12 protein-coding genes are annotated in these 13,285 nt (G+C 37.3%); all 12 read right to left on the bottom strand.

Annotated features, from left to right (window positions below; all coding sequences use genetic code 11):
* Nucleotides 1-56: 56 nt before the first annotated feature.
* Nucleotides 57-1,445, bottom strand: coding sequence for a glycosyltransferase family 4 protein (locus tag AC2VE5_RS04160; protein WP_486886516.1), 1,389 nt, complete (start codon nt 1,443-1,445; stop codon nt 57-59).
* A gap of 504 nt (nt 1,446-1,949) precedes the next feature.
* A complete protein-coding gene (locus tag AC2VE5_RS04155) occupies nt 1,950-2,489 on the bottom strand; it encodes a WcaF family extracellular polysaccharide biosynthesis acetyltransferase (RefSeq protein WP_486886515.1) in 540 nt (179 codons plus the stop codon).
* 114 nt (nt 2,490-2,603) lie between these two features.
* Entirely contained in the window at nt 2,604-3,569 is a 966-nt protein-coding gene (locus tag AC2VE5_RS04150; protein WP_486886514.1) for a GDP-mannose 4,6-dehydratase, read from the bottom strand.
* 136 nt (nt 3,570-3,705) lie between these two features.
* Complete coding sequence (locus AC2VE5_RS04145) at nt 3,706-4,275, bottom strand: YdcF family protein (RefSeq protein WP_486886513.1); 570 nt, start codon at nt 4,273-4,275, stop codon at nt 3,706-3,708.
* 24 nt (nt 4,276-4,299) lie between these two features.
* A complete protein-coding gene (locus tag AC2VE5_RS04140; RefSeq protein ID WP_486886512.1) occupies nt 4,300-5,070 on the bottom strand; it encodes a glycosyltransferase family 2 protein in 771 nt (256 codons plus the stop codon).
* Entirely contained in the window at nt 5,070-5,741 is a 672-nt protein-coding gene (locus AC2VE5_RS04135; RefSeq protein ID WP_486886511.1) for a class I SAM-dependent methyltransferase, read from the bottom strand. The genes AC2VE5_RS04140 and AC2VE5_RS04135 overlap by 1 nt, the downstream gene beginning before the upstream one ends.
* An 8-nt stretch (nt 5,742-5,749) precedes the next feature.
* Entirely contained in the window at nt 5,750-6,925 is a 1,176-nt protein-coding gene (locus AC2VE5_RS04130) for a glycosyltransferase (RefSeq protein ID WP_486886510.1), read from the bottom strand.
* 35 nt (nt 6,926-6,960) lie between these two features.
* Complete coding sequence (locus AC2VE5_RS04125; RefSeq protein ID WP_486886509.1) at nt 6,961-8,148, bottom strand: glycosyltransferase family 4 protein; 1,188 nt, start codon at nt 8,146-8,148, stop codon at nt 6,961-6,963.
* A gap of 132 nt (nt 8,149-8,280) precedes the next feature.
* Entirely contained in the window at nt 8,281-9,285 is a 1,005-nt protein-coding gene (locus tag AC2VE5_RS04120) for an STELLO glycosyltransferase family protein (protein WP_486886508.1), read from the bottom strand.
* 55 nt (nt 9,286-9,340) lie between these two features.
* Nucleotides 9,341-10,459, bottom strand: coding sequence for a glycosyltransferase family 4 protein (locus AC2VE5_RS04115; protein ID WP_486886507.1), 1,119 nt, complete (start codon nt 10,457-10,459; stop codon nt 9,341-9,343).
* Between the two features lie 148 nt (nt 10,460-10,607).
* Nucleotides 10,608-11,639 carry a glycosyltransferase family 2 protein gene (locus tag AC2VE5_RS04110; protein ID WP_486886506.1) on the bottom strand — a complete coding sequence of 344 codons (1,032 nt, stop codon included), beginning with the start codon at nt 11,637-11,639 and terminating at the stop codon, nt 10,608-10,610.
* Between the two features lie 8 nt (nt 11,640-11,647).
* Nucleotides 11,648-13,030 carry an O-antigen polymerase gene (locus AC2VE5_RS04105; RefSeq protein WP_486886505.1) on the bottom strand — a complete coding sequence of 461 codons (1,383 nt, stop codon included), beginning with the start codon at nt 13,028-13,030 and terminating at the stop codon, nt 11,648-11,650.
* Between the last annotated feature and the right edge of the window lie 255 nt (nt 13,031-13,285).

Below are 13,285 nucleotides of genomic sequence, written 5' to 3'. Positions count from 1 at the left end.
AGCGATCCAGTGAAGGAAATTTTTTTTGGTGTATTTAATTGCAAATTTCAATTAGTTTAACGCTCAATGTCTTCTTTTTTATTAGTTTCTGGAATAAAACTAATATTAGCTATAAAATTTGCCTCCTTAGCTTCACTACTAGGTTGATTCGGTTCACCTACTGCTTTACGCAATAATTTTGAGTATTCAAGAGCAATTATTTTTGGGGTAAAATTAGACTCTAAATACCGTCGCCCAGCCGTACCCATATTAGTAGCTAGTTCGCGATCGCGCGCTAGGCGACGAATAAATTTTGCAAGTCCTGTTCCATCTCCGTTATTAAAGGTTGCGCCGCATTTAGCCTCTGATAGCAGCGAATTCAAGTAGGAATGAGGTTCGCAAATTGCTGCTACCGGACGACCTGCCGCTAAGATACCATAAAGTTTGCTAGGCGCAACTAATCCTTCCATCCCCGAACTAATGCTGACTAAAGATAAATCGCAAGCTGTCAGCGAATGAGGCAAAACGTGCTTTTCTTGATAGGGCAAAAATCGGCAATTAGGTAAATCTTGTTGGACGCAGATTTGATGTTTTGCCCCACCGCCAATAAATACAAATTGTATGCCCTCATTTTGGAGTTGTTTGGCGGCAGACATAATTGTATCCATTTCATGGCAGCGCCCCATGTTTCCTGAATACATGACAGTAAACTTATCTACTAAGTCGTGTTTTTGGGCAAACCAGTTGTCTTGTTTGGCAATTGGGATAATCCAATCTGGGTTAGCCCAGTTATGAATTATAGAAATTTTGTCTTTAACTTCTGGGCAATTGGCTTGCACTCGCTCTTTCATCGTGGAACTTAAAACCACAATACTTTGGGCTTGCTGCCAAATTTTTTTGTTTAACCAATTCCAGCTTTGCACTAACCAATTGTTAGCGGAAACAACTTTTAGTTCAACAGCGACATCGGGATACAAATCATAAATTAGACATATATAAGGCGTACCAAAGCAACGGTTGGCAAGGTAGCCCAAAACTTGGAGAAAGGGTGGCGCGGTAGTTATTAATAAAATATCTCCTCTTTCTGCCGCTTTAAGTAAATGCAACCCCGATCGCAGACAAAATAAAACTCCGTTGATGGCTTTACCGCGAATACGTGAATTCCAAAGTCTAGCTGTGCGGCTTCGCCTAATTAATAGTTTATCTATACGTTCTTTTAAGGGAGCAGAGTCTTTTTTGAAAGCATAGCCTGGTTGTCCTGTAAATACTTTTACATTTATTCCTAGCTCCCCTAATTGAACGGCTAATTCTTCAATTAGTTGACCTGTAGCTGCATAGTCTGGAGGATAAAATTGTGTAAAAATAGATAGTCTAAAACAATTACTTAGTTCTGTTCTATTATCATTTTTTTGCTTTACTAACTTTAGTTGAGTTTGAGCAGGTTTTGACAAATCTTTCTCTAACATCCGCAACTTCCCAGCCCTTGATTTTTTTAAATTATGTTCTCATGAACTGATAAATATTTACTACTACTTACTGCTTATTTTTTGACTTGCAGCAGTATTTTTACTAAATACTGCTTTTAATAGGAAGTTTATTATAAATTGTTTTGATATAGAAAAATCATAAAAAAGCAAAAAATGCAACTATAAACTCATAAAACTCAATAAATAGTAAAAAATTAAGAGTAAATTGGCATAATAAAAATTACACAAGGAATTTAGCTTACATTTTCTTTTGGGACAAGTGTAGTTTTACGGATAAAAGTATTTTTTTTGATACTAGACCCAAGTGAGATCGCGGTAGCATGAAGTCCATTTTTGTGCCTGTATTGTTGCGAGCGAACCTGGAATATAACTGCACATACATATTACTTTAGATAAATAAGCTCTATAGCTTGGAAGCTGATACTAAAATGCAATTAATCCTTATTTATTAGTTTGTAAATTGTTGAATGAAAAACATAGGTATTAAATTATACGTTGCTTGCAGGGTTGAGCAGGGTTGCCAGCGTAGATAGTCATAGGTTGGAGGCTGCGCCCAGTAACACTAGCCAAAGCTAAGACAGCACCTTTTCCTACGATAACGCCAGGACCTACGACCGCACGAGCCGCGATCCAGCTACCTTGTTCGATATAAATTGGAGCAGAAATAAGTTTAAAATTGCGATCGCTATAATCATGGTTTCCCGTACACAAATACACATCTTGAGATAGGCAAACATGACTTTCAATCGTAATTGGGGCAACATTATCTAGCCAAGCGTTTTCGCCAATCCACACGTAATCTCCTACAGTCAATCGCCAAGGAAATTTTACTTGTACGCCGGGTTTAATTGTTACTTGTTGTCCACTTTTTGCACCAAAGCAACGTAAAAGCCAAACTTTAAAGCTAGTTGTAGGTAGCCAATAACTGCGAAATAGAGGCAATCCAATAAAGTACCAGAGAAGTTGTTGTAACAGAGAAGCGCCAGGGGTGTAAGTGCCAACTGTATAATTATCTAGACGCATTAACCTATATCTGTGACCTTTATTAAACTGACCTTAGTATCGCTTGAAAATTCTTATCATTGAAGAAGTTGCCAAAATTATTTCTATGGCGAACTTTAGCAGACCAGAGGTCAATTATTTAATTAGATTTGCTTGTTTTGCTTGCATCATCATTTGCACTACATCAATGAGCTTATGTTTTGCTTTCCATCCTAGTTTTTCTCTAGCTTTAGCAGGGTTAGCTCTACCAACAGCAATATCGGTAGGACGAAATAAACTCGGATCGCTAACAACATACTTCCGCCAATCTAAGCCTACACAATCGAAAGCTGTGGCAATAAAATCTGCTAAGGAGCAGCTTTCACCCGTGGCAATTACATAATCCTCTGGCTGGTCTTGCTGCAACATTAGGTGCATAGCTTCTACATAATCCTCCGCCCACCCCCAATCCCGTTGAATAGAAATATTGCCTAAATGTAGTTTTTCTGGGCTTCCTTGAGCAATACGGCAAGCTGAGGAGACAATTTTTTGAGTAACAAAGCGTTCGGGACGCAGAGGAGAATCATGATTGTAGAGGATGCCAGAACAAGCAAATAAACCGTAAGCTTCGCGGTAGTTAGCAACTTGCCAAAAAGCGGCTGCTTTAGCCACAGCGTAGGGACTTCTAGGACGAAAAGGTGTAGTCTCATCGGCGGGTTTCTCGCTACTATCGCCAAAGCATTCACTAGAGCCAGCATTGTAAAATTTGATTGGTTTACCTAAAAAGCGAATCGCCTCTAGTAGGTTGAGAGTGCCAATCGAGATACTTTCCAATGTTTCTACGGGTTGCTCAAAGGAAAGACCAACAGAAGTTTGTCCAGCTAGATTATAAACTTCATCTGGTTGAATTTTTACAAGAACCTGCAATACGCTCCGAAAATCATTGAGAGCGACAGATTCTAACTTCAAGTGATCGCGAATCCCTAAGCGCGTAAGATTAGAAAAAGAAGATACCTGAGCATCGCGGGATGTTCCGCAAACGGTGTAGCCTTTATGGAGGAGTAGCTGTGCTAAGTACGCTCCATCTTGACCGGATACTCCACAAATTAATGCTATTTTCAAGGGTGTTAGTCTCCTCCTTAATTGTAGGCAAATAATTATCACTTTATAGTAAGCGGTACTATGTCAGGGCGATCGCACTTCCTATAGAGGACTACCGAAAATTTTTGGTATTGCGTCTAGAGACAAGCTAATCAAATTAATGATTTAAACTAGCTCCCGTACGCCTTATAAATATCCATAGTAAGGATCTAAAAACGTCACGCAGCAGGCGCAACAAGGGTTCGACAGGTTTATCGGTGGGAATTGAAACTGGGGTAAAGGCAATACCTTGACTGCCGAGTATGAGAATTGCGATCGCTTTGGCTCGTTGCATATGATAATCAGCAGTGATTAAATATAGATGTCGAATGCCCCGATTTTTAAAATCAGTAACTAGAGAAGTAAAGTTTGTAACTGTATCAACCGCACGGCGATCGAAGTGGACTCTTGTGAGGGGAATTTCTGCAACGTTAAAAGCCCAATTTGCCCCCTCAGTAGAAGTACCAGAGGAAACCCAAACTTCTAGATTGGGGTGCATTTTGGCAAATTGGGCAGTGAATATTTCTCGCTGTAAATCGCCGCCCAAGGTGAAAATAGCTTGGGGGTAAGGGGTACTTATTTGGGCGATCGCTAACCTAATAGGAATAAAACTGACCAGCGCTAAAACCATTACAGAGGCTGCCAAACACCAAAAATAGTTTTGCTTGCGCTTATAGTGAAACGTCATCAACTACTGTTTATTCATTAAATATTAATCTTTGTACAGCTTCTCAGTTTCTATCAGACGAATCGAAAGTAAAGTTTCAGCTAGCATTCGCTCAAAGGCATAGTACCAGCCAGCCCAGCCATCTAGTATGCCTTGTTTAAGTATCAAACAGTAAAATAAAATCAAGAAGGGGGCAATAATTTTCTGCTTACGGATGCGATCGCCAAAACTAAGTTCGCTCGTAGGAGTTTCTAGTAACTTCTTAGCTTCAATAATCATGTATCGATCTTGCGCCCATAGCCAACGACTCAGAGACTTGCGATCGTCGTGATGAATATAGGATGAAAGCTTACCAACATTACCATCTACCCGCAGTAACTGAGTATGTCCATCATCTATATAAATGGCTTTTGTTTTTCTAAATAAGGCTACACGAGGTGGAAGTAATGTACCTCGTAGTGGCTTGCCAAGAACACAATATTTAAAATTAATTAAGAAGCTATCTAATTTTAAATCTACTGGTAATTCTTTAATTTCAGCAAGCAATTCATCAGTTACTATATAGTCTGCATCTAATGAAAGCACCCACTCTGATTTCACCTGTTCTAGCCCATAGTTCCACTGAGTTGCATGAGTGTCGAATGAGCGTTGAAATAGTTGTACTTGGGGATAAGATTGTAATATTTCTAGAGTTCGATCTGTACTGTAGCTATCAATAACTACAATTTCTTTTGCCCACTTTAGATGCTGAATAGTGCGGTCGATATTGGATGCTTCGTTAAAAGTAAGAATGAGCGGGGTTACTTGTTCAAGCATTACTTAGGTTTTCTAGCTTCCATAATTATTGTGTGTGGATAGGCAAAATCTGACTCCCATTCTTTTGATAGAACCTCTGCCTCGACTCCTAGATCTACAAGACTTGTTTCCTTTGTAGGTATACAAAAGCTGATATTAACAAAGCCAGTTTCTTCTGCCAGTTCAGTGAGATAGCTTGCATCTAGAGCCGTTAAGTGTTCTCCTCGACAAAAAACAAAGTTAGTGAATCTTCCACCCATACTCTTTCTTTTATCAGGAAAATCATCAAACCAATCATAATCTTTCTCAAGGTATTTAAAACAAGCATTTCCTAAATTAGGTGCGCCTATACGTATCCCTCCACCAGGACGTAGGCATCTGAGCATTTCCGCAAAATGTTTAGGTAGATGTGAGTCAGGCAAGTGTTCTATTACATGATGGGAGTAAAATAAATCGATTGAACCGTCACGAAATGGTAGAGAGTTTAATAGATTAGCCCACACATCGACTTTTGTAGTAATAAAATTAGCATCTACATTTACCCATCCTTTTAGATAATTTTTCTGACCCGGACCAAGATGAACCTTTAATCCTTGCGTTGGACACTTAAAATTTTTGTAAACCCAACCATTTGCACGCATCGGATATTGAAGCAACACATAATAAGCTCGTTTTATTGTTGAAGGTATCATGATATTTCTCAAAGAACAAACTGTTGATTAACGATAGTAGTATAAAGCTCAACTATCTTAGTAGCAACCCGCTTCCAATCGTATTGTTCAAAGATAAGTTGACGAGCGCGATCGCCTGTTTCTCTGGCTGGCTGAGGATTTTTGAGACAATAAATCAGTTTTTGGGCAATCTCATCGGCATCAACTTTGACTATATAAGCTGCTTTTGCTTCCCCTGCTTCGGGAAAGTTGCAGCCCACCGTGATTACACATGGTAAACCTGCCGCCATACCTTCCAAAACCGACATACTAAATCCTTCAGAGTAAGATGGTGCGACATATATACTTGCCGCTGTTAGCGCCGCATGTTTAATCTTCCCTGTAAGCATTCCAGTAAAAGTAACGGCTTCCAAGCACCCAGCTTCGGCAAAGTAGTTTTGGACGGTAGGTAAAAAACCAGTATTATCAGGACCTGCAATGATCGCATGAGCCTGGGGAAACTGAGGGTATACTTGACTAAAAGCCTTAGCTAGCAAATCTAAGCCTTTCTTGGGGTCAATCCTAGCTAGAAAGATAATTAAGGTTTTGTTGCGAGTATGGGGAAACTCTCGATAAAACACCTCTGGATCTACTAGAGTTTCACAATCGTGGCGATGAATCCCATTTGCCACAAGAATCATTGGTGTCTCAATACCGTAAGACTTGATGCTACTAGCTTCAGGAGAGCCAGTTATCTGAATAGCCGCAGCTTTTTGAAGTGCTGGTTTTTCAAATAAATTGTAGTACAAACGCTTTTTTCGCGCTTTGTAAGCCATTGCCCAAGGCTCTAGCATCCCATGCGGAGTCATAATGTAAGGGATTTTGTGAAATTGACAAGCCCAGTAAGCGGGTAAAACTGGATAGGAAAACACGGCGTTAGTATGTACCAAGTCGTAGTCGGTTACGTGCTGAAATAACCATTTAGTTAAAGGCAAGCTAATTTTGTAATCGGCAATATCCCAGTAGGGAAAGTATTGAATGCGGTAAGTTTTCTCATCTATCCATTTATATAGGGGTACAGTCAAATTAGTCGAGCCATTTGCTGGAGTTGTGACAATATCAACGTTATGACCGAGATTGCCGACAGCTTGAGCTAATTCCAAAACAATTTTAGTAGTACCGCCATAAACATTTCCCACTGCCGGAATAACCATTAAAATTTTCATATAGCTTAGGGAAATATCATTTTTAGGTTATAAGTTTAAGCTGTTTTGATTAAAGATTGATAAAGTGCCAGCAATTCGTCCGTCATTCGCCCCCAAGAATAATGATTTACCAAAGCTGTAAGTTGTGCCTCAGTGTAAGTAAACTTTGTGGGATTAGATTGGATTTCAATTATTGCGTCTATTAGTGATGAGACTAATGGTTTGCTTAATACACCTTGCCCTCTACGGATAATTTCTGGAATTGCCCCTTCATTAGTTCCCACAATGGGCAATTGATAAAAGGCGGCTTCTAAAGCTGTAAAACAAAAACCTTCTTCTAAAGAAGGCTGGACATAAATATCGCTACTAGCATAGGCGGTGTCAATTTCTTGCCTAGAGACATCAGCTTTAATAATTATACGATCGGCTAAACCCAAGTCTAGTATACGTTTTTGCAAGTAGTCATAATATTTTTGGACGCGAATAGTTCCCATCATAGTCCAACAAAAGTCTAATTTGCGATCGCGCAATTGAGCGGCAGTTTCTATTATTAAATGTTGTCCTTTATGGGGAATGTAAGCACCTATAGTAAGTAAATGGCAGGCTTTATTAAAATTTTGGGGTGAAGAAAAAGCTCTAGATGAGGTAGGAAGCCCATGTTCAATAGGAACAATTCTTGCTTTAGGAAGTGTTTTAGATAGTTCATTACCAAATCTGTGGCTTACAGCAATGTATGCCTGATATTTATGGCGTAAAAGCCTACGATAGTTAATTACTTGAATAATCCTTAGTCTCAACTGCTCAATAGCATAGTCAAATAGCCGATCTCCATTCCAAGTTTTACTACATTCTCTTGGTGGTACGCTATGTATCGTGGCGCAATAAGGTACTTTTAAGCTTTCAATTTCTAATCCTGCAATTAGGTATATACCAAAAAGCACGTGAATGATATCTGGACAAATGTCAATAATAATTTGTTTTAAATAAGTATTGACCTTGGCAACAAAATCCAATCGCCATTTGCGTTTATTCCTATCTATAATTTGCGGGGAACCAAGGTAATGAATATGAAAGTTATCAGCTTTATCTACTATTTTCAAGTTAATACTTTTCTCATGGTTTGGTACAATTAAATCAACTTGTAATTCTTTAGAAGAATTAAGTGCATTACACACAGCTTGAACATAAGTTGCTGTACCACCAACAACCGATTCGTAATGTTCAGAAATCAATAAAATTTTCACTTACTGTAATTCCTTATCTTCCAGGTCAATTTCATTATCTTTTTTTAATCTCATAAATAGAAATTAATAAGCTTAGAACAGCCAAATTCTCTAAAAAAATGCTTATTATTTAAAACTTTGTGCTGAATAAAGTTAATTACTAAATGATGCTAAATCTTTCAACCACAAATCTACAAGATTCAATTCCTGTGGTGAGATAATTTCCGCTTCTACTAATTTTTCATAGCACATACGTAGGTTTTCTCCAACCATATCTGGCGAATCTGATAGTGGTAGGTCGCTTAAAATTTCCACAATCTTGACGTTATTTAGGTAGCCTGGCACTTCATCTTTAAAGTCGCGAATCAAAGAGTGAACATTCCTTTCTTGAAACACAGTAGGTTCACGGAAAGCAATGCTTTTACCAAGTTTATATAAGCAGATTTGAGCAATGAAAGAGCGCCATATGTCAGTCATACGGAAGCTCACAAAGCTGGGTAAGTACAATAGTGGGTAAGCTTCCGGCCAAAAAATCGTATTTTGAGAGTTGAAGGGACAAAATGTATCTTCTGAAAGAATAACCGTGTTCGCTCTAAACTTTGTTTCAGCTTGAGTTGTTAATCGATAAACAGCATCAACGTCTGGATCTCCATCAGCTAAGTATTGCTGAATTGGGCAATCAAATGTAGAGATTTCACTTAAGGAACTTCTACTTTTTAAGCTTTGGTTGATATATTCCAAGGGAAAACCTCGCGGCCAGATTTTAGTATCTATAAAGTGGGTATAAACGTTTTCCCAGCCGGATTTTTGTACTAATTGACCTTCAACAGACCTATCAACGGCATTTAAAAAGCCATCGTATGGGATATTGTCGTCGTCGGTTTCAGCAATAACTTCTGCACCGGATTGTATAGCTTGTAAATAACCGATATTTTTTCGAGCATAATGGTTGAAGGGACACTCTTGAGCAAAAGTGCTATCAAGCATTGTTTGAGCTTGTACAGACAAAAATTCTATTCCTTCCCAGTTCCAGTCAGATGGAGTTTTATTGTCACCAATAATCAGGATGTTCCAATTTTGACAGTTTGTAGCAATCTTTTTCACTCCCTCCGTTGGGTAGTTAATAGTTGTAATAATGATAAATTTTTTTTCCTTCATTACCTTATTTCCTTTAATCTAGAGTTTGCTTAATCTTACTGACCAGCGTTTTACTTCAAAACGAAGTCTCAAGCATGACGTTGGCGATTTTAGTAGCAACTTGCTCCCAGGTGAATGTCTCTAGGCAAAACTTCTGACCTGCTTCGCCCATATTCTTCAGTCTGTCTAAATCAGAGAAAGCGCTCAAAATTCCCTCAGCTATGCTGTTGGGTGTTGGTTCATTTACTAAAAATCCATACTTTCCATGATTAGTAATCTCTGGTAAGGCATTTCGATTTAGTCCAAGAATTGGGGTTTTACAGGCGAGAGCTTCGAGGTAAACTAGACCCCATGGCTCATTGAGTGCTGGCATCGCCAACAACGCTGCGGTATTGAACAAGTTTTGCAATTCTTCCCACGGAATGTATCCAGTAATACTTACATTATGCATAGAGCCAATTAAATCTCGATACTCATCTCGACCAACAATGACTAGCTTGAGAGATGGATTATCTTTCTGAGCAATTTTGAAGCCTTCAAGCAGGATAAGACCGCCTTTATCTGCAAAGCGTTCCTTGGCTACAAAGAGAATATGTCCTCCATAATCTTTTTCCCTCGTGAATGGTTCAATACCTCCTCTACCTGTACCCACAACTGTAATTTGTTTGGGATTAATTTTGTAATGAGTAATTAAGTTCTCTCGGACATAGCTAGAGATAGGAAAGAAATGCTTAATCTGGCTATAAGATTGCTGTTCAAGTTCCTCTGCAATCCGTAACATTTTTGGCGTATAATATTTGATATCCGTAGCATTTTGCGCCCATAAATTCCAAGTTGAGTCACAAAATAAATAATGTTCTATTTCTCGATCGAGTTTTGCTCCGGGTAAGTCTAAAGTACCTGTATGTAAAACTTTCTTACAAGCAAAAGCTTGACTTTGGGCTTGAACAATACTAGCGCTGTAGGTGCGAGTAAATCTTCCTCTACCATAGTCATAAGTTCCCAACCCAGACACTTTGTGAAGTAGCAAGTAAGCACGGCGTTGATATTTATTTTTAATACTTGAATCAATACCAAATACAGTCAGCCCTAAGCTTTCAAGTGCATCAGCGATATTTTTGGGAGTACCTGACCAAGTTTTTGTATGCTTCGGGTCGCCGAGGCTAGATATAGCTATAGGTTCAATTTTTGTCATTACTTAACCTACTTATTAAATAACGTTTAACGAGTTTTAGACAGATTATTTTCAAAGTTGTAACTTTTATTTTTTAAAGTGGATGTAAATTTATAATTTAATGCTTGCTACAAATACAAACACATTTTACTTGCTTTTATATTCTTATTTATATCTTTGTGTTGGCGATATTATATATGTCTTTAGCATAATTAAGACTACTCTCAATATAAAAATTTCTACCAAGCATCTTTAGGTATATATCTTGAATTAGCTGATTGGACATTTTTTTGAAAAGTAGCAGTAATTCAAACAATGCAGATTTTGGATTCAGCTTTAGTTCTTTTATTGTTGGTCTTGCATAGCGATATGCTAAAATTTCTCGATCGTATCTAGTAGCTAATGCTATAAAGTAATTGCCAACACTACCTAATTCTTTAGCAATTACTTCGCGATTTCTAAGATGAATTTTTTGCATAAAAATCCCATTTTCTTTTAATCTATTTTTGGCAGTTGCTTGTCCAAGATAAGAGCGATGACTAGCTTCGATGAAAGGATGATAGATGATATTTCCATATAATCCTATTCTTAAGTACCATTCATAATCTGCTATAACTCCTACATCTTCACTAAATTTTTCACCGTTTAATAGAATTTCTCGACGCATTAACAATGAGTGAACGCTAGTATATATCGAGCCTAAAAAATAATTAGCTACACAACTAAGACTTCCTTTTATTAATTTTGATTGTTGATAATCATTAATAAAAAGTTGTTCCCCTATTAAATTATGAATTGCTATTTCTAAACGTTGCCCTTTAGCATCGATTATTCTTGTTCTAGCTGCTGCACAAACTGCATCCAAATTATTCTCTAAACTGGAAACAGATACTTGCAGCCAGTTCTTGTCCCAGACATCATCGCTTGTAAGGATACAAAAATAGGGATTACTTACCTTTGATAAGCCAAAATTCCAGCTATTGTATAGACCATTTCTTGGTATTTGATGAACTTCAACTCTTGAATCTTTAGCAGCATATTCTTTAATAATTTCCCATGAACCATCATCAGAAAAGCCATCAACAATAATACAACGCCATCTATCAAACGTTTGCTCTAAAAGTGAGAGCAAACAATCTTTGATAAATTTCCCTTTATTGTAGTTAGGAATTACAACATCAATTAATGGGTAAGACTTCATTTTTTGGTTCAGTATTGCAAGTATTTTATACTAATTGAATTGCTTATTATATAAAAAATAATTATCATAAGAGTAGTAAAATTAGAAAACTCACTAAAAGGACCAAAGGCAGGGGTAAGAATAACAGATATAAGAATCACTGAGTGACCAGTAGCTTTGAGAATAGATCCGCTATTTGAAACTCTTTCATAAATCCACCCAATAATCCAGCCTGTGATGAAAGACGCTAGTGGTGAGCCAATGTAGCCAAAGTCAACAATTAGGTTAGCAGGATAGCCCCACCAACTGTATTCAATGGGAGGTAAAGAAGATGCAGCACTTGCCACTATACTCTGATAGTTTTTCCTAGAAAATGCTGAAAATCCTCCATCTAGTTTTAGCTGAGACAAAATTCTATGAATAGGGAAAAAATTTCTCAAGCCCCATGTTCTTAATCCATTGCTTATAGCGACTTCACTAACTAGACCTCCATGAGCAACAGTAGAACCAGCGTAAATAGAAAGCTCTGCAATAGGGCTTATAACTGCAACTGGTTGAGATTGAGCAAGTTCTTTAAACCACTGCTTGCGTTGCAAACTTGTAGTAGATTCAATATATTCGTAGGAAACAGTGTAGTCGGCGGCAACTATTGAAGAACGAGCGTTTGTAAGTATACCTATTACAAGTATTATTGCAATGGTAATTGGCACAGTGAATTTGAAATTCTTGGACCACTTCATTTTAGTGAAATCAATAACTTTTTGGTCTTTTAATACTGAGTAAATAGTAATAAGTATTGGTATTAAGCCGATTAAAAAATTTGTTCTAGAATTTGTAAAAATACTATTTAAAGTTAGCAGTATAACTAACAAGGCGATCTGCCAGTATTTTTTTCGTTGGTATACTGAGTACGCAGTAACTATTGCTGCGCCTAGGCGAACGAAACTAATTTCAATAATTGTTAAAATAAAAGTTGTCAGGCTCAGTTTTGATTGTATTTGCTCTAATTGTGCGATTCTATTATTTACTCCAGTTTCTAAATTAGCACCACTTCCTAAATTTAAACTGCTTAATCGTGCAAATAGTAAACTTATTAATATTGCATAAATGAGCCATAAATGCAAATAGCTTACTTTAATGTCTTTTACTATTTTTTTACGACCTTTGGCACCTCCCCAAATAATGCCAATAATGAACATAAAGCTAATTAATACATACATATAGTAGTAAGAAAAATCTAACTTAAAACCATAAGAATAAGGTCCAAAAGCAAAAACTATAAAAAGCCCACAATTTATCAAACAGTATATAAAACCTGGATGGAATACATCACCTTTTAACACCCATTTTCTAAGTGTAAAAAATAGTAATAAGGACGCAAGTATACCATTTAATAATATATGACCTTCCATTACTGCTCCTTACTATTTAAACTGAAACTTATAATTTTCTATTGATCAATAACTATTCAGGAAAGTCAAAATTGATTTTGACTATTATTAATGGCATCTATTGTCCGCTCTAGGTTCGCTACACCAATAAGGTAAATGAGCTTGATATGCTTTAATAATTTATACACTGCTATCAAATGAATAATAAATTATCGCTTCAAGCTTTTTGTAGAAATTGATTGCATCTCTGGGTACGTTGCCTTTGTAGTGTTAGAA

It is taken from the genome of Aliterella sp. E5.1, assembly GCF_057473825.1.
The sequence above is the reverse complement of the archived record's forward strand: the minus strand, read 5'-3'. Positions and strand labels throughout refer to the sequence as shown.

What these genes read in the sequence shown, in the direction of transcription:
- AC2VE5_RS04160 (WP_486886516.1), bottom strand. Translation starts at nt 1,445, where the DNA reads ATGTTAGAGAAAGATTTGTCAAAACCTGCTCAAACTCAACTAAAGTTA.
- AC2VE5_RS04155 (WP_486886515.1), bottom strand. Translation starts at nt 2,489, where the DNA reads ATGCGTCTAGATAATTATACAGTTGGCACTTACACCCCTGGCGCTTCT.
- AC2VE5_RS04145 (WP_486886513.1), bottom strand. Translation starts at nt 4,275, where the DNA reads ATGACGTTTCACTATAAGCGCAAGCAAAACTATTTTTGGTGTTTGGCA.
- AC2VE5_RS04140 (WP_486886512.1), bottom strand. Translation starts at nt 5,070, where the DNA reads ATGCTTGAACAAGTAACCCCGCTCATTCTTACTTTTAACGAAGCATCC.
- AC2VE5_RS04135 (WP_486886511.1), bottom strand. Translation starts at nt 5,741, where the DNA reads ATGATACCTTCAACAATAAAACGAGCTTATTATGTGTTGCTTCAATAT.
- AC2VE5_RS04130 (WP_486886510.1), bottom strand. Translation starts at nt 6,925, where the DNA reads ATGAAAATTTTAATGGTTATTCCGGCAGTGGGAAATGTTTATGGCGGT.
- AC2VE5_RS04120 (WP_486886508.1), bottom strand. Translation starts at nt 9,285, where the DNA reads ATGAAGGAAAAAAAATTTATCATTATTACAACTATTAACTACCCAACG.
- AC2VE5_RS04115 (WP_486886507.1), bottom strand. Translation starts at nt 10,459, where the DNA reads ATGACAAAAATTGAACCTATAGCTATATCTAGCCTCGGCGACCCGAAG.
- AC2VE5_RS04110 (WP_486886506.1), bottom strand. Translation starts at nt 11,639, where the DNA reads ATGAAGTCTTACCCATTAATTGATGTTGTAATTCCTAACTACAATAAA.
- AC2VE5_RS04105 (WP_486886505.1), bottom strand. Translation starts at nt 13,030, where the DNA reads ATGGAAGGTCATATATTATTAAATGGTATACTTGCGTCCTTATTACTA.